The sequence below is a fragment of the Bacillus sp. FSL W8-0223 genome, from assembly GCF_038006805.1.
Lineage (GTDB): Bacteria > Bacillota > Bacilli > Bacillales > DSM-4216 > Bacillus_O > Bacillus_O smithii.
Map to the genome: position 1 here is coordinate 3,482,802 of NZ_JBBOVX010000001.1, position 19,214 is coordinate 3,502,015.

The 19,214-nt window shown below is 42.6% G+C and carries 17 protein-coding genes; 3 read left to right on the forward strand and 14 right to left on the reverse strand.

Features of this window, described 5'->3' with window-relative positions:
- Positions 1-7: 7 nt before the first annotated feature.
- The 4 genes from NST81_RS16670 to NST81_RS16685 all read right to left on the reverse strand — a co-directional run bounded on the left by NST81_RS16670 (position 8) and on the right by NST81_RS16685 (position 5,855).
- On the reverse strand, positions 8-1,138 hold the full coding sequence (locus tag NST81_RS16670; protein WP_341030369.1) for an acyl-CoA dehydrogenase: 1,131 nt from the start codon (positions 1,136-1,138) through the stop codon (positions 8-10).
- Between the two features lie 91 nt (positions 1,139-1,229).
- Positions 1,230-2,081: a 3-hydroxybutyryl-CoA dehydrogenase gene (locus NST81_RS16675; RefSeq protein WP_327796713.1), complete on the reverse strand. Its 852-nt coding sequence runs from the start codon at positions 2,079-2,081 to the stop codon at positions 1,230-1,232.
- Positions 2,082-2,355: 274 nt separating this feature from the next.
- Complete coding sequence (locus NST81_RS16680; RefSeq protein WP_048624257.1) at positions 2,356-3,543, reverse strand: acetyl-CoA C-acetyltransferase; 1,188 nt, start codon at positions 3,541-3,543, stop codon at positions 2,356-2,358.
- A 185-nt stretch (positions 3,544-3,728) separates the two neighbouring features.
- Positions 3,729-5,855, reverse strand: coding sequence for a (Fe-S)-binding protein (locus tag NST81_RS16685; RefSeq protein WP_341030371.1), 2,127 nt, complete (start codon positions 5,853-5,855; stop codon positions 3,729-3,731).
- A 318-nt stretch (positions 5,856-6,173) separates the two neighbouring features.
- On the opposite strand from NST81_RS16685, the gene cls reads away from it, so the two are divergent.
- Positions 6,174-7,376: a cardiolipin synthase gene (gene cls, locus NST81_RS16690; RefSeq protein WP_341030373.1), complete on the forward strand. Its 1,203-nt coding sequence runs from the start codon at positions 6,174-6,176 to the stop codon at positions 7,374-7,376.
- 185 nt (positions 7,377-7,561) lie between these two features.
- Here the strand turns inward: cls and argS are convergent, their stop codons facing one another.
- The 4 genes from argS to speE form a co-directional block, all read right to left on the reverse strand.
- Positions 7,562-9,232, reverse strand: coding sequence for an arginine--tRNA ligase (argS, locus tag NST81_RS16695; protein WP_003353385.1), 1,671 nt, complete (start codon positions 9,230-9,232; stop codon positions 7,562-7,564).
- Positions 9,229-9,759, reverse strand: a complete 531-nt coding sequence (locus tag NST81_RS16700; RefSeq protein WP_270583633.1) for a DUF1934 domain-containing protein — start codon at positions 9,757-9,759, stop codon at positions 9,229-9,231. The genes argS and NST81_RS16700 overlap by 4 nt, the downstream gene beginning before the upstream one ends.
- A 332-nt stretch (positions 9,760-10,091) precedes the next feature.
- A complete protein-coding gene (gene speB / locus NST81_RS16705) occupies positions 10,092-10,961 on the reverse strand; it encodes an agmatinase (protein ID WP_003353387.1) in 870 nt (289 codons plus the stop codon).
- Between the two features lie 26 nt (positions 10,962-10,987).
- Positions 10,988-11,818, reverse strand: a complete 831-nt coding sequence (gene speE / locus NST81_RS16710; protein WP_003353388.1) for a spermidine synthase — start codon at positions 11,816-11,818, stop codon at positions 10,988-10,990.
- A gap of 332 nt (positions 11,819-12,150) precedes the next feature.
- Between speE and NST81_RS16715 the strand changes: the two genes are divergently transcribed.
- A complete protein-coding gene (locus NST81_RS16715; RefSeq protein ID WP_048624263.1) occupies positions 12,151-14,208 on the forward strand; it encodes a transglycosylase domain-containing protein in 2,058 nt (685 codons plus the stop codon).
- Positions 14,209-14,359: 151 nt separating this feature from the next.
- Here the strand turns inward: NST81_RS16715 and NST81_RS16720 are convergent, their stop codons facing one another.
- From NST81_RS16720 to NST81_RS16730, 3 genes are all read right to left on the reverse strand, one after another.
- Positions 14,360-14,860: a YwhD family protein gene (locus NST81_RS16720; protein ID WP_003353390.1), complete on the reverse strand. Its 501-nt coding sequence runs from the start codon at positions 14,858-14,860 to the stop codon at positions 14,360-14,362.
- A gap of 170 nt (positions 14,861-15,030) precedes the next feature.
- On the reverse strand, positions 15,031-15,237 hold the full coding sequence (locus tag NST81_RS16725; RefSeq protein WP_048624264.1) for a hypothetical protein: 207 nt from the start codon (positions 15,235-15,237) through the stop codon (positions 15,031-15,033).
- Positions 15,238-15,345: 108 nt separating this feature from the next.
- Positions 15,346-15,999: a site-2 protease family protein gene (locus NST81_RS16730; RefSeq protein ID WP_048624265.1), complete on the reverse strand. Its 654-nt coding sequence runs from the start codon at positions 15,997-15,999 to the stop codon at positions 15,346-15,348.
- Positions 16,000-16,232: 233 nt separating this feature from the next.
- On the opposite strand from NST81_RS16730, the gene NST81_RS16735 reads away from it, so the two are divergent.
- Positions 16,233-16,421 carry a 2-hydroxymuconate tautomerase gene (locus NST81_RS16735; RefSeq protein ID WP_003353394.1) on the forward strand — a complete coding sequence of 63 codons (189 nt, stop codon included), beginning with the start codon at positions 16,233-16,235 and terminating at the stop codon, positions 16,419-16,421.
- Between the two features lie 17 nt (positions 16,422-16,438).
- Here NST81_RS16735 and NST81_RS16740 read toward each other — a convergent pair whose 3' ends face one another.
- The 3 genes from NST81_RS16740 to NST81_RS16750 all read right to left on the reverse strand — a co-directional run bounded on the left by NST81_RS16740 (position 16,439) and on the right by NST81_RS16750 (position 18,994).
- The gene (locus NST81_RS16740) at positions 16,439-16,948 is read right to left on the reverse strand and encodes a YwgA family protein (protein ID WP_081473027.1); all 510 of its coding nucleotides are present in this window, start codon (positions 16,946-16,948) and stop codon (positions 16,439-16,441) included.
- Between the two features lie 38 nt (positions 16,949-16,986).
- Positions 16,987-18,285 carry an HD domain-containing protein gene (locus NST81_RS16745; RefSeq protein ID WP_040341056.1) on the reverse strand — a complete coding sequence of 433 codons (1,299 nt, stop codon included), beginning with the start codon at positions 18,283-18,285 and terminating at the stop codon, positions 16,987-16,989.
- Positions 18,286-18,772: 487 nt separating this feature from the next.
- The gene (locus NST81_RS16750) at positions 18,773-18,994 is read right to left on the reverse strand and encodes a DUF1450 domain-containing protein (protein ID WP_003353397.1); all 222 of its coding nucleotides are present in this window, start codon (positions 18,992-18,994) and stop codon (positions 18,773-18,775) included.
- Positions 18,995-19,214: the final 220 nt, after the last annotated feature.

The window sequence follows — 19,214 nt, forward strand, 5'->3', positions numbered from 1 at the left end:
CCTCTTCTCACAACCGTTTACTAATGACGATTCTTTGTATTTCATTTGTTCCTTCATAGATTTGGGTGATTTTGGCATCTCGGAAATAGCGCTCAACGGGATGGTCTTTCGAATAGCCGTCTCTCCCGAAGACTTGGATCGCCTCTGTTGTGACTTCCATGGCGATATTGGATGCGAATAGTTTTGCCATGGATGCTTCCTTCTCGCATGGAAGCCCCCGGGAATGCAAAAACGCCGCCCGGTATACTAACAATTTTGCCGCTTCCACATTCGTTGCCATATCCGCCAATCGAAAGTCCACGCCTTGCTCGGAGATGGACGATTCACCTGTTGACCGCTGCTCTTTGACATAGGAGACCGCTTTTTCCAAGGCAGCTTCCGCAATTCCCAACGCTTGGGCCGCAATGCCGATGCGTCCGGCATTGAGATTGGTGATCGCCACCTTAAACCCCTCGCCTTCCTTTCCGAGTAAGTTTTCTACTGACACTTTCATGTCTTCGAACGTCAATTGGACGGTTCGAGAGCCGTGAAGCCCCATTTTCCGTTCGTCTTTTCCTATATGAAAACCGGGAGTCTCCCTTTCAACGATAAAAGCGGAAATCCCTTTCCTTCCCGCTTCGGGATTAGTGGAAGCAAACACAATGTATGTATTCGCCTCCCCTCCGTTCGTAATGAATATCTTTGAACCGTTTATAATATAGTGATCCCCTCGTTTGACCGCTCTCGTTCTTAAACTAGCCGCATCTGAACCGGAACCTGGCTCGGTCAGGCAAAAAGCTCCCAAATACTCTCCCTTTGCCAACTTCGGAATATACTTATGTTTTTGTTGAGGAGTTCCAAAATGCAAAATGGGATTTGTGCCAACGGACGTATGAACGGATAAAATAACTCCAATGGTTGCGCTGACTTTGGACAGCTCCTGAATTGCCAAAATATAAGAAATAAAATCCAGTCCGCGGCCTCCATATTCTTCCGGAATAGGAATGCCCATTAGCCCCTTTTTTTTCATTTTGTCTACAATAAGCCTCGGAAACTCCCCTTGCTCCATTCGGTCCAAATACGGCTCTATTTCTTCCTTGGCAAAATCATGAACCGCTTTTCGAAACATTTCCTGTTCTTCCGTGAAATGAAGCTTCATCGCTGTCCCCCCAAGAAAGTAGTGATGACAGCCTACACAGCTCTTCCCGCTGTCCCTGTTTTAAACCCCTTTGTCCTTATTCAAACAATGTTTAAGAATATTCATAAAATCCTTTTCCCGTTTTTTTGCCTAGCCACCCAGCTTTTACATATTTTCTTAAAAGCGGACATGGACGATATTTATCATCGCCGAACCCTTCATGAAGGGTTTCCATAATATACAAGCAAGTATCAAGTCCGATAAAATCGGCCAACGTAAGCGGTCCCATTGGATGATTCATCCCCAATTTCATCACTTCATCGATGGCTTCTTTTGTTGCGACCCCTTCATATAATGCATAAATGGCTTCATTGATCATCGGCATCAGCACTCGGTTCGAAATAAATCCAGGGAAGTCATTTACTTCAATCGGCACTTTTTGAAGAGATTTGGTCATGGACTCAATGGATTGATACACTTCCTCCGATGTTTGCAATCCGCGAATAATCTCCACAAGCCTCATTACCGGCACCGGATTCATAAAATGCATGCCGATTACTTTTTCCGGCCTATTCGTGGCCGCAGCGATTTCCGTGATCGGCAAGGATGAAGTATTGGAGGCCAAAATGGCGTGCTCCGGCGCATATTTGTCTAATTCAGCAAAAATGCTTTTTTTGACTTCCATATTTTCTACTGCTGCTTCAATGACTAAATCCACATCACCGGCATCTTGAATATCAATCGATTTCCTTAATCGGGAAAGCGTTTGATCTCTCTCCTCATTTGTTATCTTTCCCTTTTCCGCTTGCCGGGCTAAATTTCGGGCAATGACTGCGAAACCCTTGTCTAAAAATTCTTCCTTAATGTCGTTTACGATAACTTGATAGCCGGATTGCGCACAAACTTGTGCGATTCCGGATCCCATTTGGCCGGCGCCGACAACCATGACCGTTTTGATATCCATTCATTTCACCTCAACCATTCATTCGGGAACCAGACACTTCCAAATCTTCTTTTTCATTAGGAAGACAGCCTCCGTCCCCTTCACGCCAGCTAAAAAGGCGCAAAAAGGAGCAGCTGCCGGAGGCTTCCTTCTCCGGTTGCCAAAACGGTATCCCCATTGTATTCGTGTAATCTTTTCTATAGAATTTGAATCCCTCGCTTTTAAAGTGAAAACGATATCTGAGCCGCATCTGTCCTGACGAAAGGTCCATCAACCAAACAGGTAAAACCACGCTTTATTGTTTGGGAACGTCAATCATAACGGCATCACCTTGACCCCCGCCGCTGCAAATGGCCGCCACTCCTATTCCGCCGCCTCTTCTTCTTAACTCGTATGCCAACGTGAGAACTATCCGTGCTCCGCTTGCCCCGATCGGGTGGCCGAGAGCAACCGCCCCGCCATTGACATTGATTCTATCTAGATCGATCCCGGCTATTTGACTGCTTGCCAGCGCCACTACGGCAAAAGCTTCATTAATCTCAAATAAATCGATGTCATCAATTGATTTTCCGGTTTTTTTCAAAAGCTCATTAATGACCAATCCGGGAGTTTTCGGAAAATTTTCCGCCTCTACCGCCACAGCCTCATGAGCAATAATCCGAGCAAGGATGTTTTTGCCTTCTTTTTCGGCGCGCTCTTCGCTCATCAGAACCAGAGCCGCCGCTCCATCATTTACACCCGGAGCATTTCCCGCCGTGATCGTTCCGTCTCGATCAAAAGCCGGCTTTAATTTGGCCAGCTTCTCAATGGACGTATCTTTACGCGGCGCTTCATCATCGGACACCAACACCGGTTCGCCTTTTGGCTGCGGGACTTCGACAGGAACAATTTCCTCGGCAAACTTTCCTTCCTCCATTGCCTTAATGGCCAACTGATGGCTGCGATAAGCCCATTCATCTTGTTCTTCGCGGGAAATGCCCAGTTCTTTTCCGGTCTTGTTTCCGAACGTACCCATATGGACTCCTGAAAAGGCGCACGTTAAACCATCATAGATCATTAAATCCACCAATTTGTCATCGCCCATTCTCAAGCCGGAACGGACGTTTTGCAAAACGTAAGGAGCATTGGACATCGACTCCATTCCGCCTGCTACCACTACTTCTCCGTCTCCCGCACGAATGATTTGGTCCGCCAATGTGATGCTTCTTATTCCTGATGCGCAGACTTTATTGATCGTTTCCGTTTTGACGTTCCAAGGAATTCCCGCTTTTCTCGCGGCCTGTCTGGACGGAAGCTGCCCCTGCCCCCCTTGAAGAACGGTCCCGATGATCACCTCATCGACTTCCGCCGGTTGAACATTTGCTCGAAGCATCGCTTCTTTCATCGCGACCGCTCCAAGTTCGGGAGCCGTTAAAGAACGTAAACTCCCTCCAAGTTTTCCGATCGGCGTCCTTGCTCCCTCAACAATCACTGTTTTCACCATTTTTTCCATCTCCTTTCCCTTATAAAGGAAACGCTTACACACAAATGAACATTCGCTCAATGTATGGAATAAGGAGAAATGGACAAGTGCCCCTTATCATCTTTTCTTTATTTTAAATGAAATTCGGATGAAAGGTAAATACATTTTTGAAAATTCAAAATTTAATGCATTATATCGTCTTTTGATCAAGATGAAATTGGCATTTCTGCTTCTTTCGGACCAAACACTGCTCTTTCCAGAATTTCAGCAATATCCAGTGTAGCCACTATCTCTTCCACTTCTTTAGCCTTTGTACCATCAGACAACATCGTCAAACAATAGGGACATCCTGAACTAATCACTGTCGGCCGGACAGCTAACGCTTGCTCAGTGCGAGCCACGTTGATACGTTGACCTGTGTCTTCTTCTGTCCACATCAATCCTCCGCCTGCCCCGCAACACATTCCCGTTTCACGATTGCGCTCCATTTCCACCAATTTTACCCCTTTAATGGACTTCAAAATATCCCGCGGCGGGTCAAAAACATCATTGTAACGGCCCAAATAACAAGAATCATGGAATGTGATCGTTTCATTCACTTCATATTTCGGCCGGAGTTTCCCTTCCCTTACCAGCTTGGCCAGAAGTTCAGTGTGATGATAGACTTCCGCTTTGAATCCAAAATCCGGATACTCATTTTTGAATACATTGTAAGCGTGCGGGTCAATAGTGACGATTTTCCGCACTCCAATCTTTTCAAATTCCGCGATATTTTGTTGAGCCAGCTCTTGGAATAAAAATTCATTTCCAAGGCGGCGTGGTGTATCGCCGGAATTTTTTTCTTTATTTCCGAGAATGGCAAACTTAACGCCCGCTTCATTTAGCAATTTTGCAAAAGACAAAGCGATTTTTTGGCTGCGGTTGTCAAATGAACCCATCGATCCAACCCAGAATAAATACTCGAATTCCTCTCCCGCTTTCTTCATTTCTTTTACAGTCGGAACATGAACATCTTCTCGAGCATCCCGCCAATTTTCTCTATCTTTTCTGTTTAATCCCCACGGATTTCCTTGCCTTTCTATGTTCTGCATAACTCTTTGGGCATCAGGCGCCACTTTCCCTTCTGTCAAAACAAGATAGCGGCGCAAATCAATAATCTTGTCGACATGCTCATTCATCACCGGGCATTGGTCTTCACAATTGCGGCAAGTGGTGCATGCCCAAATTTCTTCTTCCGTGATGACATCGCCTATTAAAGATGGGTTATAGTCTACAGCGGCTGCGGCTTCTATGGACCCTTCGTTTTTCGCGGCCAAAGCAAGCTGATTTCCTTTCGTATTTTGAAAAGCGAACGCCGGCACCCAAGGCTGTTTGGAGGTGACCGAGGCTCCGTAATTCGTTAAATGATCCCGAAGTTTGACGATCAAATCCATCGGTGACAACATTTTTCCTGTCCCTGTCGCCGGACACATATTTGTGCATCTTCCGCATTCCACGCAAGCATAAAGATCAACAAGCTGAAGTTGTGTGAAATCTTCAATTTTGCCGACCCCGAACGATTGTTGAGATTCATCTTCAAAATTGATAGGGTGTAGTTTTCCTTTATGGTCCAGCCGATTTAAATACACATTTGCGGGACCGGCGATCAAGTGAGCATGTTTAGATTGAGGCACATAAACAAGGAATGTCAGCAGAACGAGCAAGTGAATCCACCAGAAAATATAGAATACGGTCACAGCAGCTGTCTTGCCGATCCCCGTTAGAGCCACCGCTATGGCGGAAGCTACCGGCTCGTTCCAAGTCCAGCTAATGGATGGTTCGTGCCAAATGATGTCCATGCCGTTACCCGCCAATACGGATATCATGAGCGATCCAATAAAGAGAAGTACGAGTCCCGCTTTAAAATTTCGTTTTAAACGAACAAGCTTTTCAATATATCGGCGATAAAACGCCCAACCTACCGCAAATAAAATCAGCAAACTGACGATTTCCTGAAAAAAAGTAAAACCTGGATACACCGGACCAAGCGGCAAATGGGACCCCGGGGCAATTCCTTTCCAAATAAAATCGACCGCCCCAAACTGCACAAGAATAAATCCGTAGAAAAAAATCACATGGTATATTCCGCTTTTCTTGTCTTTCAATAATTTTTGCTGGCCGAAAACATAAACCCAAATCTTGTTCAAACGCTCTTTAACACGGTGGTCAAACTCTGTTTTTTTTCCCAGTTTGATGTATTCTATTCGCGTTTTGACCACATAGGCAAACAAATACACAGCGTAAGCAGTGACAAGAATGGCCGCAATCAAATTTACCCATAATAATCCATTCATATCTTCTTCAGCACTCCCTTCCCCTATCTTTGAACAGCTCTTCTTTTCAATTATATTAGAGTAAAAATATATAATTTTCTGAATTTACTTATTTCTATTATATAATGAATGAATGTTCAGTCAACCTTTTTCTCGAACAAACTTTTTCAATCAACCAAAAACAGACAGCGGATCGAGGCTTTCATTCCTGGAATTTTATCTTCAATAACAGGCTAAATGCTTCTTGAAGCAACAAGATCCTTTCATTCTCGCACGTAAAATGGCTAGGAATGGGACAGACTAAAAAAAGATGACGACATATGGAAAGGGGATGGCTTTATGATATGGATGTGGGCTGTTGGATTGGTTATCGTTCTCATTATTTGGTTGACCATCGATTTTTACTTCGGAAAAAAATGGTTTAGAAAACGCGTCGCGCTGCGAAATTATCCTATACAGACAGGAGATCTTGAATTCATTACGGATGGACAGGATTTTTTCAAACGTTTGTTTAAAGATATAAACGATTCGACCAGTTCTATTGATATCCTCTTTTATATCGTAAAAAACGACGCCCTTAGCGAACATTTTTTAAAGCTTTTAGAGCAAAAAGCGAAAGAAGGAATACAAGTCCGTCTTCTATGCGATTGGGTCGGAAGCTTCGGTTTAAAAAGAAAAAGGATCAAACAGTTAAAAGCCAATGGCGTTCAGTTTGCTTTTTCTAACCGCCCGAAACCCCCTTTTTTCTTTTTTACTTTTCAGCAGCGGAACCACCGCAAAATCACCATCATTGATAAAAAAATTGCTTATATCGGCGGCTTTAATATCGGCGGCGAATACATCGGGAGAAAGCTGCGTTTATCCCCCTGGCGCGACTACCATCTTCGCTTGACAGGCCCTGGCGTTTCAGATCTCCTAAAAGAATTTAGGATGGATTGGCAAGCGGCGGGTGAAAAAGATACGGAACCTGCAGACTCGTCTGTTCCAAATGCAGGAAATGGCGGAATCATGCATCAATTTACCTTTTCGGACGGAGTCGGCCTTGATGAACAATTAGAAAATGAGCTGTTGAAAGCAAAAAAGTCTATATTGATCGGCAGCCCTTACTTTATTCCAACGAAACGCCTTTTAGATGCTTTATTAAAAGCTCTCAAACGAGGCGTCCATGTCTCCGTTATCATCCCTTGTAAAAAAGACCATCCGCTTGTTCGGGAAGCCGCCTATCCTTTTCTTCAACAAATATTGAAAGCAGGAGCAAACGTTTACGAATTTCAAGCCGGTTTCTACCACGCAAAAGCGATCATCATTGATCGTGAGAAAGCCATTATCGGAACGACGAACTTTGACCAAAGAAGCGTCAGCCTGAATTTTGAGTGCAATTGCTTTATTTACAACCCTTCTTTTATCCAAAACGTGATCATGAAAGAGATTCAAGAAGACATACGTCAATCGAAAATCATGACGTATAAAGAAGCCAAAAAAATGGATCCGGCAACCTATGCAAAAGCCACATTGGCTAAAACGCTGCTTCCTTTGCTATAAAATGAGGCGTTCAGCTTCTTCTTTCCATGAAAAAAGGGGGTATACCCCCTATTGCATGAAAGGCTCTCCATTCCTCCAGTTTTGGCCCGTTTTTTGGACGAAATCGCTGTTTCTTCCGAAAAAACGCCTCGAGGAATGGGCAAGCCGAATGAAATAGCAAAAAATGTTCTTGAATCGCTTTTTTCTCACATTTTTTCCGGTGCAGAAACACCGATCAAGCTTAATGCATTTTTAAGCGTTATTTGAACGGCTTTCACTAAAGAAAGTCGAGCCTTGGATAAAGGAAGATGATCTTGATCCAAAACTTTATTGGCATTGTAAAAGCTGTGGAAAGCAGAAGCCAACTCTTGAATGTAATTGGCTACCCGGTGTGGCGTCCGCTTTTCTGCTGCGTCAGCGATAACTAGTGGAAAATCTCCTAGTTTTTTCAATAAATCAATTTCTTTTTCCGTTCCAAGCAAAGATAAATCTACTTGATCATCAATAGAAATTTGCTGTTCTTCCGCTTGCCGCAAAATGCTGCAAATGCGCGCATGAGCGTATTGTGCATAATAAACCGGGTTTTCATTAGACTGAGAAACGGCAAGATCCAAATCAAAATCCATATGAGTGTCCCCGCTTCTCATCGCAAAAAAGTAACGAACCGCATCCAAACCCACTTCTTCAATCAGTTCACGCATCGTGACCGCTTTTCCGGTACGTTTGCTCATTTTCATCTTTTCGCCGTTTTTGTATAAATGAACAAGCTGAATGATTTCTACTTCCAGATTCTCTGCATTAAAGCCAAGCGCCGAGATTGCTGCCTTCATTCTCGGAATATAGCCGTGGTGGTCCGCTCCCCAAATATTGATCACTTTATCAAACCCGCGTTCGAATTTATCGCGGTGATACGCGATATCCGGGGTCAAATACGTGTAAGAACCGTCGCTTTTAATGAGTACACGATCTTTGTCATCGCCAAAAGCGGTAGAGCGAAACCAAAGAGCACCGTCTTTTTCATATGTGTAGCCGCTTTTGCGCAATACTTCCAACGCTTCATCGATTTTTCCATTTTTATAAAGAGATGTTTCCGAATACCAAACATCGAAAGATACACGGAAGTTTTCTAAATCTTTTTTCAGTTTTTCCATTTCATATTTCAAGCCGTATTCTCTGAAAAATTGATAGCGTTCTTGCTCGTCTACATGAAGATATCGATCCCCGAACTCTTCTGCTAAACGTTTCCCGATCTGGACGATATCTTCTCCATAATAGCCGTCTTCCGGCAAATCTTTATCTTTTCCGAGCGCCTGAAAATAACGAGCCTCCACGGAAAGGGCAAGATTATGGATTTGGTTTCCGGCATCATTAATATAATACTCGCGCGTCACTTCATAACCGGCTTTTTCCATTACGTTGCACAATGAATCGCCGACTGCCGCCCCGCGGGCATGTCCAAGATGTAAATCGCCTGTTGGGTTAGCCGATACAAATTCCACTTGAATTTTTTGTCCAGCTCCCGCGTTGGACTCGCCGTAGCGGTCTTTCGCCTCTAAAATGGCCGGAATTAACTTTGTTAAATAATGATGATCCATAAAAAAATTAATAAAACCCGGTCCGGCAATTTCGATTTCTTTTACCGATGCCTGGGAACGATCGAATTGATTCTTAATTTCATCCGCAATTTGGCGAGGCGGCTTTTTCGCGATTCGAGCCAACTGCATCGCAATATTGGTCGAATAGTCGCCGTGCGCTTTATCTTTTGGAGTTTCTAACACAATAGCCGGCAACTCTTCCTCCGCTGCCAGCCCCGCTTTTAACACAGCCGCTTTAATTTCCGATTTCAACTGTTCCTGAATCTTTCCTACGATATTCATACATTCTTTACCTCCTCAAACGTGATGGTCAAGGAATATATTCCGAGGAACTTTCCTTGCATAAATAAATCGTATGTCAAAGCCAAACGGCCGTTCAACGGCTTCTCGCTGTATGTATATCGATCCATGTTCCGGGTGATCGTATTTAATAACAGTGTACCATAAGGGCTGTCGTAAGAACCGCTCATCGGGTGATTTTTATCGAAAACAAGCCTGGATTTTACCGCTCCATTTCTTAAAATGACGGCTTCTTCACCTGACATCTTTACAATCGTTCTAACGGTCCCTTCTTCTTGGACTTCCGTATATTTTAAGTAAACGGATCCGCCTTTTTCAAAGTATTCCCCAAATAAAACCAGTTCAAATTCTTCCTTTTCCTCATCGTTCGTAATCACTGTAGACAGATGAATTTTGACTGTTCTTTTTTGGTCGATCGAATCCGCCAAACCCTCCACATCCCTTTCAAAAAGACTCATTCCATTTATTTGCATCTTTAAATCAATGTCAACAGTCATGTCGAGCGGCACTTTTAATCCTCTTGGGACAATATTCTGGAAAGTGCAATGACTCGTTTTCACTTTTGCGGTGCCATGCCCAATGTTTTCATTCCTGTTCAATCAAACTAAAAAAACCGTTCCGTTTTTCGTTCACTATAACTTTATCATTATAAGAGGGATTTCTTCAAAAGGCAATGTAGGGAGTCTTTAAAAAATTTTTCCACACCTTTTCTAATTAAAAGCTTGCTTAACGAAATCAAATTTTATAAAAAAAAGATCTGCCCTAAAACAGCTTAGCCGGGAAGTTTTCCTTCCCCCAGCCGTCTTGAGCAGATCCTTTTTTATAAGCCAAAATGATATGATTAAAACCAGCCCAACAGCATTTCGCGAATCAATTTGCTGGCTGTATTAGCCGTTTGCTCAGAGTGGTCGTACACAGGCGCCACCTCGACAAGGTCGGCTCCCACCACTTGAACTTCGGAACGGCTGATTTCCAAAATGGATGCGAGCAATTCTTTTGAAGTAATCCCGCCGCAATCTACCGTTCCGGTTCCCGGAGCGTGAGCCGGATCCAGCACATCGATATCAATCGTCACATAAACCGGCCGGCCTTTTAATCGTGGCAAAATCTCTTTTAAAGGTTCAAGAACTTCAAATTTGGCAATGTACATACCATTTTCTTTCGCCCATTGAAATTCTTCTTTCATTCCGGAGCGTATGCCAAACGAAAATACATTCTCAGGACCGATCAATTCAGCTACTTTTCGAATCGGAGTCGCATGGGATAAAGGCTCTCCTTCATAATCCGTCCGCAAATCCGTATGGGCATCCATATGAATCACCGCCAAATTTGGATAGCGCTTATAGACGGATTTAATGACCGGCCACGATACGAGATGCTCTCCCCCCATTCCCAGAGGAGATTTCCCGTCTGCCAGCAATTGGTCAATATACTCTTCGATTATTTTTAAGCTTCTTTCTGCATTCCCGAAAGGAAGGGGGATATCGCCGGCATCAAAATAGCGGATTTCCTTTAGTTCTCTGTCCAAATAAGGGCTGTATTCCTCAAGTCCAATCGACACTTCCCGAATCCGGGCCGGCCCGAACCGGGAACCTGGCCGGTAACTGACCGTCCAATCCATCGGCATACCGTATATGACGACTGAACTTTCCTCGTAATTTGGATGGCTGCCAATAAACACATTTCCCGAGTAAGCTTCGTCAAAGCGCATGTTTCAAGACCTCCCTGTGGCACCTCTTATTTTGTCAAATCTTGCACAAATTTCGGCAAAACAAATGCTGCTTTATGAATTTCTTTCGTATAGTATTTTGTTTCAATATCAAGAAATTGTTCATCAGGCACCGCAAGCGGGTCATATTTTTTCGAACCGATGGTAAATGACCATAAACCGCTTGGATACGTCGGGATATTGGCAAGATACAATCTCGTAATCGGGAAGATTTCCTTTACGTCCTTCTGAACTTTGCGGATTAAATCGGCTTTGAACCAAGGGTTATCGGTTTGTGCGACAAAAATGCCGTCCTCTTTCAGCGCTTTGGAAATTCCGGCGTAAAAGCCTTTTGTAAATAAATTGACTGCCGGTCCGACCGGTTCCGTTGAATCAACCATGATGACATCGTATTCATTTTCACTTTGTGCGATATGCATAAAACCGTCGTCGACTTTTACTTCCACTCGTTCATCTTCCAACCCGGATGCAATCTCCGGCAAGTATTTCTTGGAATACTCAATGACCTTGCCATCGATATCGACTAAAGTCGCTTTTTTCACATTCGGATGCTTGAGCACTTCACGGATTACACCGCCGTCTCCTCCACCCACGACCAGAACGTTTTCCGGGTTTGGATGAGTAAACAACGGAACATGCGCCACCATTTCATGGTACACAAATTCGTCTCGTTGAGTGGTCATCACCATTCCGTCGAGAAGAAGCATGTTTCCCCACTCTTCCGTTTCAACCATTTCCAAGTATTGGAAGTCCGTTTTCTCTGTATGTAAAGTCCGTTTGACCTTCATCGTAATTCCAAAATTTTCCGTCTGCTTTTCAGTAAACCAAAGTCCAGCCATTAACCTGCTTCCTTTCATTTTAAATTTGTTCTAAACATTTTCAGCCATTTTTCTCATGAAACGATAGATTTTATCCATCGTTTAGCTTATTAGAATTCCCCATTCTTATCAAATTTACAAGATGGGAGTTTTCTGATTAAAAGAGTGGAAAAACAATAAATCCTAAAAGAAAAAACCAAACATGTCAATCAGTATATTGGAAACTGCCAAAATTTCAAGAGTTTTTTTCTGCCTATGCCGCTCCTTTCACCTGCCGATGTTTAAAAAGCTGACTTTTTTTTCATACTAAAAAATGAGAGAAAACTGCTTTTATATACAAGCGGGGTGAAAATATGGAAATTATCACAAATTCAAGATCCAGTAAAACCGTGAAATACTTTCGAGCTTTCTTCTTTATTTCCCTGCTTTTATTGATATTATTTTCGGCCGGAGTTCTCGCCATATTCTCCTATGCAAAACTTTTAGGTCCTCCGCCGCTTTCAGTTCCTCAATCTACTCTTTTGTATGCGGACGACGGAACGTTAATAGGAGAATCCAACCGCGGAGAAAAACGATATTGGGTGAAAATAGAGGACATTTCTCCTTACCTCCTCGATGCCACCGTTTCGATAGAAGACCAAAAGTTTTACGAACATCATGGGTTTGATTTAAAAAGAATTGCCGGAGCCGCTTTGGCTGATGTAAAAGCGATGTCCAAAGTTCAGGGAGCCAGCACCATTTCCCAGCAGTATGCCCGCAATTTATTTCTTCATCACGACAAAACGTGGAACCGAAAATTGTTGGAAGCATTTTATACGATCCGCTTGGAAATGAATTACACAAAAAAACAGATTTTAGAAGGATATGTGAACACCATCTATTATGGCCACGGCGCATATGGGATTGAAGCAGCCAGCAAATTTTATTTCAATAAAGATGCGAAAGACCTTTCTCTCGCGGAAGCCAGTATGCTGGCCGGCATTCCTAAAGGCCCCAGCATCTACTCGCCGCTTATTTCTTTTCAAAAAGCGAAAGAACGTCAATTATTAATATTGCGCAAAATGGAGAAAGACGGCTATATTACTGCCAAACAACGCCAACAGGCAGAAAAAGAGAAACTAACGATTGTCGGAAAACAATCGGATCCGAAAAACAATATAGCCCCTTATTTTCAAGATGTCGTCAAACAAAAGCTGAAAACGGATTTGGGCTTGGACGATCGAACGATTGAATTCGGCGGGCTTCGAGTCTATACAACCTTAAATTTGAAACAGCAAAAACTGGCAGAAAAAGTAATCCAAAATCAAATCTCTCCAAACTCTCAAATACAGGTAGGGCTCGTGGCAATGGAACCGAAAACCGGCTACGTCACCGCGCTTGTCGGAGGGCGCAATTATGAACAAAGCCCTTTCAATCGTGCTGTGCAAGCCATCCGGCAGCCGGGTTCCACTATGAAGCCCTTTCTCTACTATGCTGCTTTGGAGCACGGCTTTACACCTGCCACAACGTTAAGAAGCGAATATACTGTTTTTCATTTCAACCATGGTCAAAACACCTACACACCGCACAATTTTAACGACCAGTATGCCAACCGTGAAATTACGATGGCACAAGCTTTAGCTGTATCGGACAATATTTACGCCGTCAAAACCAATATTTTTCTTAAGCCGAAAACATTGATCGAAACGGCCAAAAAATTCGGAATTACAACCCCATTGGAAAATGTCCCTTCTTTGGCACTTGGGACTTCCGGGGTCAAATTAATCGAAATGGTGAACGCCTACTCGATGTTTGCCAACGGAGGGAAACAAATCGAGCCCGTTTTTATCAAAAGAGTAGAAGACTCCCACGGAAATGTGATTTATGATAATCACCCTTTGCAAAAGCAAATATTGGATAAACGTCTCGCTTTTGTGATGACCCATATGATGACGGGCATGTTCGATAAAAAATTAAACGGCTACGCAACGGTCACAGGAGCATCAATGCTGAAAGATCTGACAAGACCTTATGCCGGCAAATCAGGCTCGACTTCCGCCGATCATTGGATGATCGGCTTCTCCCCTCAGCTGACAACAGGGATATGGACGGGATACGATAACGGAAAAGAAATAACATTAACAGAGGACAAGAAACTCGCGAAAAAAATTTGGGCCGCTTTTATGGAAAAATCGTTAAAAGGGCAGCCTAAGAAATCATTCAAACCACCAAAAGGAGTGAAAGCGGTCGCCATCAATCCGCTGAACGGAAAACTGGCAACCAAAGACTGCCCCGTTTCCGTAAAGACTTATTTTGTTGCCGGAACCGAGCCGACCGAATATTGTACGGAACACTTGAAGAAAAAAGATCATTCAAATCCAACCAAAAAGAAAGAAGAAAAAAATTGGTTTCAAAGGTTGTTTGGCTTGTAACCAAACGGCCTGCCAACAGAAAAAGCCCGGAATCTGTCTACCGGGTTTTTTCGTGTCTTCATTATTCTTAGTGGCAAACGGTTCGAACATCCTTGTTTTTTCTAACAACTATCTTAGATTTATAAAATAATCGTCGTTCCACACAAAAAAATTATTGCAAGCCATTTTTCAATTGTTCGCTGGATCGCTCCCACATGCCTTTATCATGGCTTTCCAAAAAGTCTTTTAACACTTTTTTGGATTTGGCATCCATATGATCCAATATAAAATGTCCCTTTAACGATTTATCCAATCGGTTCACATGTTCGGGCAAAGATTTGTAGCCTCTTCTTGTTTCTTGATTGACGGTCATTTCGCAAGCGGTCGCCCCGTAATAATAAGGTCCTTCTTCTCCTTGCTGGACGGTCACCCAAACGATCCAGTACGGTTTCCCATCCGGCACTTCTTCCTTATGAGGAGTAAATTTGATTCTCTTCTCTACTTCACTGCGCGCATGCATGGCGCCTAAATCGACAAACGCTTCACCCGCCTCCACGTCAATGATGACCGGTGAAACATTGTCTAGGCTTACCGCTCCTTTTCCGAATCCTCTATGGCCATCCAGTGGATCATTTTTGATAATATGAAACCCGATATTTTTCTTTTTCTCCATGTATCCAACCTCTCCTTGAACAAGATTTTATTCTCAATATATCGCAAACGCTTTCCATATCCAAACAGAGATTTTTTTCATTTTGAATTTACAGTTGAATCAAGCGGCTGCGCCATCCAAGCTGTGATTTGTCAACCATGCCTTCTCCATCGAATCTTCATCTTTCAAGATCATTCTTTACTTTTTATCCCAGCTTCTAATTCTTCCATTTCTAAATTCCATTTATCTCGTGTACTATACAATATTTCAAGGATGAAACTAGAAAAAGAATCTTGATTTTGATCGATTTCTTTTTTTAGTTTTCTGAGATCTTCTCTCAATTTTTCGACTGCTTCTTTTTTCTCATCGATGGACAGATATTCATAAATTTTTCTCATTCCATAACCGCCCTTTTTCAGTCAATGAACATAATAGCGGCAATCAAGCCATAGCCTTGCAATGGCATCTACAATTAGCAACGACTATGTACTTGTTATTCGCACATTTTAAAAAAACGGAGAAAACAACGAACTAAACCCTTGCAAAATCGCCGGCACTACCATATTGAAGAGGGGATGAATCGTATAACGGTCAAGCGGAGTAATGACTAAAATTAAAAAGATCAGCGCCCCATATTGCTCATACTGGCTCATTTTGACCCGAAAAGACGGTGTTGCAAGATCTTCAATAATGCGATATCCATCCAGTGGCGGAAACGGCAGCAAATTAAAGACAAAAAGAACAAGATTCAGCCACAACATCATATTTAATAAATCCACGAAAAACTGCGGCAATGCGGAACCACTTCCGGAACGGATGAAAAAAAACATGATCACATAAGAGAGAAACGCAATCAAAAAATTGCTCAAAGGTCCGGCAATCGATACGAGAACACCGGCCAGCCTTGGGTTATGAAAGCGGCTGCGGTTGACAGGTACGGGACGCGCCCATCCGAAACCAGCAATCAAAAGAAACAACGTTCCGATCAGGTCCAAGTGCGATACCGGGTTTAATGTTAATCTTCCTTCATCTTTGGCCGTAGAATCACCAAATTTATAAGCAACAGCAGCATGTGCAAATTCATGCACCGTAAAAGCCACCACTAAAGAGATAATGACAAACGGAAGTTCCTGAAACGAATAAGCAAAAAAACGATCCAAACTATCGACTCCTTTATTTGATGTTATTTTTAGACAGCCAAACTATTAGGAAAAATGACGGATGCTTCCCCTATTCAACGTGCATCTTTTGTTTTCCTGCCTTTTGAAAAACTTTCCTTTATCAACATCTTATACTAAAACTTTGAAAATTTTATCACAGATTGTTCTTTCCTTGCTGTTTCCAAAAGAAAAGCATAAAATCTGAGATAAGAAAGTATAAAGGAGTGATACATATGCCTTATGTAACCGTAAAAATGCTGGAAGGTCGTACAGATGAACAGAAAAAAGCGCTGGTGGAAAAAGTCACGGAAGCAGTTTCAGAAACGACAGGAGCTCCGAAAGAAAAAGTGACTGTTTTTATTGAAGAAATGTCCAAAAACCATTATGCCGTCGCCGGCAAACGCCTGAGCGATGAAAACTGATCCCGGAACGCCAAGCCTCACTGGGGCTTGGCGATTCCTTTTAATTCTTCAATATACTGGTACGCTTTTTCAATTTCTTCTTCCGTATAGTTTTGCTTCTTTTTTAAGGTGAAAATTTTCTCCTTTACTTCTTCCTCGGACAAATGATCGAAATACAAAACGGTAGATACCAGCTCCAGAAATCGGGCGCTTTGCTCATTCATATGGAGCACGCATTCTTTTAATTTAGGTATCTCCTCTTCATAAAGCTTTAAAAAATCCATTCCTTCTTTTGTAACGGTGTAGCGATATTGGTAATAGCCGCCTTTCTTTTCCTTTTCTTCATGAACAAATCCCATATTGCATAATTCTTCCACTCTCAACGTCAGCTCTTCTGAATAGGGTCCATAAAAATGGAACTGAAACTTTTCTTGAAAAGGAAAGGATATTTTCTTGGCAATGTAAATCATTTTTTGCAATTTTTTTCGACCGATAATTTCCCCACAGGCGGAAAAGGCACTCATCAATTTGACATGTTCTTTTAACAACGTGGTCATCTCCTACTCCAAAATTCCTTACTTACCATTTAAATGTCCAGTATCTCGCGAATTTTTCGTTTGATCGACGGTTTTGAACGGTCATCTTTGAGGAAGTCGGCAGGATAATAGAGTTTATGATCCGTCCTCCTCTTTCCGGATATCGCGTCCACAATATCCGATTCTCTTGACAGTTCTCTTAATTCCCCGTTCCTCATCAGCAAATGAATGGGCAAACGTTCCTCTTCTTCACCTGGGCGATAAAAATCGTAAGGAAGATCTGATGACGAATCCAACACCAAGTAATAATCCGGATTGATTCCGGCCTTTCGAAACAACGACTCTAATTCACTGTATTTCTTATATTCTTTAGCCGGATCAAACTCGATATATTTGAAAAGATTCCTGTTGACAAAGCGATTGGCGAGATCCTTTAAAATCGGATCTTCCTCTTCCTGCCATATTTGGAAATAATAAAGGATAATGGATTCATCCAGCTTCAAATAATCTTCAAGGGTAATATCGCCTTGAAACAAAGAATAGAAGTGAACGGGATCCTGTTTAAAAGAATAACCATTTCGATACAGTTCTTTTGCGCGGTGAAGAATTTTCGTCAACACCACTTCCGCACTTCGAGTCACAGGATGAAAATAAATTTGCCAATACATTTGATACCGGCTCATTATGTAATCTTCTACCGCATGCATGCCGCTGTATTTAAACACCACTTGATCTTCCCGAGGCCGCATAACCCGCAGTATCCGCTCCATGTCAAAATGACCGTAGCTGACGCCGGTAAAATACGCATCTCTTTGCAAATAATCCATGCGATCCGCATCAATCTGACTGGAAATCAAACTGATAACCAACTTATTATGGTACGTTTTGGCTATCACTTCCGCCACTTTTTCAGGAAAATCGCTTCCCCCTCTTGAGAGGACTTGATGGATTTCCGTATCGCCGAGAATGATTTCTCTCGTAAATTGTTCATGATCCAAATCAAAGACTTTTTCAAACGAATGAGAAAAAGGTCCATGTCCGACATCATGGAGCAAGGCGGCGCAAAGCGAAAGTAGACGTTCTTCTTTATTCCACTCAGGTCGGCCATCAAACACATCATCGACAATTCTGCGGACGATTTCATAAACACCAAGTGAATGGCTGAAACGGCTGTGTTCTCCGCCGTGAAATGTCAAAAACGTTGTACCAAGCTGGCGGACTCTCCGCAGTCTTTGAAATTCTTTCGTTCCGATCAAATCCCAAATCATTTGGTCTCTTACGTGAATATACCGATGAACCGGGTCTTTAAACACTTTTTCTTCATCTAACTTTTTTTTGGAATAGTCCATCTCACTGCGCACAGAAGACCCCCACTGTTCCATAATAGCCAGGATAAAGCTCCGTAAAAGCAGGGGGAGGAATGAGTGTTGTGCAATGGCAAAACACTCCTGTACTTCCTCCTTTCAAATTAAAATATGGTGAAATAAAAACGGATTGAACAATGACGTATGATCCGTTCATTAGATAAACGGGAGCAGCACTAGTTGTCCTGCAACCAAAAATGGAAAAACATCCTTTATAATCCCAAAAAAACGAAAAGACTTTGCAAAGATCCTTTTATATACAAAATATCCTATCGCGGGACATCAGGATGTTTGCATCAAAAGCTTTTCTTATGCCAACACCCACGTCATTTGAACGAAACGCAAGGAATTCTCTTTCCTCATCAAACCTATTTCTATTGTATCAGCAAACAGACTTTTGCGAATCCCCCGTCTTCCATCCCAGATAATGAAAAATCACCTTTTCCGTTTGGAATGAGGTGACACGTTTCATCTATTTTAGTCTTTTCTTTACTTTTTCTATCAATTCATCTTCCGTTAATGCTGCAACCGGGCGGTTATTCACAAAGGTGAACGTTTTTTTGCGGCCTGGACCGCAGTAGGATTGGCAGCCGATTTTAATCTCTGCATCGGGATCCAAGGCTTTTAGCTTAGGCAGCAACGTTTTCAAATTGACAGCCTGACAGTCATCGCAAACACGAAATTCGTTTGCCATTCCATACAATCCCTTCTGTTTTGTCTCTTAAAGCTATCGGTATTTTACCCCTTAATTTAGCAGTTTGCAAGTTCAACGGGCAGCCTGTCTCGTTGGAAAAATCGTGATTTCTTATCATGTTCTGCGAATGGGAGACGGGATGATAGACATATGAAAAGGACTTTGATTCCCTCTCGAAAAACATGCCGGGCTCCTTTGTCTGAATTGAACGTGCTTTCTC

What these genes read in the sequence shown, in the direction of transcription:
- cls (WP_341030373.1), top strand. Translation starts at nt 6,174, where the DNA reads ATGATATGGATGTGGGCTGTTGGATTGGTTATCGTTCTCATTATTTGG.
- NST81_RS16735 (WP_003353394.1), top strand. Translation starts at nt 16,233, where the DNA reads ATGCCTTATGTAACCGTAAAAATGCTGGAAGGTCGTACAGATGAACAG.
- NST81_RS16670 (WP_341030369.1), bottom strand. Translation starts at nt 1,138, where the DNA reads ATGAAGCTTCATTTCACGGAAGAACAGGAAATGTTTCGAAAAGCGGTT.
- speE (WP_003353388.1), bottom strand. Translation starts at nt 11,818, where the DNA reads ATGGCTGGACTTTGGTTTACTGAAAAGCAGACGGAAAATTTTGGAATT.
- NST81_RS16680 (WP_048624257.1), bottom strand. Translation starts at nt 3,543, where the DNA reads ATGGTGAAAACAGTGATTGTTGAGGGAGCAAGGACGCCGATCGGAAAA.
- NST81_RS16745 (WP_040341056.1), bottom strand. Translation starts at nt 18,285, where the DNA reads ATGGACTATTCCAAAAAAAAGTTAGATGAAGAAAAAGTGTTTAAAGAC.
- NST81_RS16685 (WP_341030371.1), bottom strand. Translation starts at nt 5,855, where the DNA reads ATGAATGGATTATTATGGGTAAATTTGATTGCGGCCATTCTTGTCACT.
- NST81_RS16675 (WP_327796713.1), bottom strand. Translation starts at nt 2,081, where the DNA reads ATGGATATCAAAACGGTCATGGTTGTCGGCGCCGGCCAAATGGGATCC.
- NST81_RS16725 (WP_048624264.1), bottom strand. Translation starts at nt 15,237, where the DNA reads ATGAGAAAAATTTATGAATATCTGTCCATCGATGAGAAAAAAGAAGCA.
- argS (WP_003353385.1), bottom strand. Translation starts at nt 9,232, where the DNA reads ATGAATATCGTAGGAAAGATTCAGGAACAGTTGAAATCGGAAATTAAA.
- NST81_RS16750 (WP_003353397.1), bottom strand. Translation starts at nt 18,994, where the DNA reads ATGGCAAACGAATTTCGTGTTTGCGATGACTGTCAGGCTGTCAATTTG.
- NST81_RS16720 (WP_003353390.1), bottom strand. Translation starts at nt 14,860, where the DNA reads ATGGAGAAAAAGAAAAATATCGGGTTTCATATTATCAAAAATGATCCA.
- NST81_RS16715 (WP_048624263.1), top strand. Translation starts at nt 12,151, where the DNA reads ATGGAAATTATCACAAATTCAAGATCCAGTAAAACCGTGAAATACTTT.
- speB (WP_003353387.1), bottom strand. Translation starts at nt 10,961, where the DNA reads ATGCGCTTTGACGAAGCTTACTCGGGAAATGTGTTTATTGGCAGCCAT.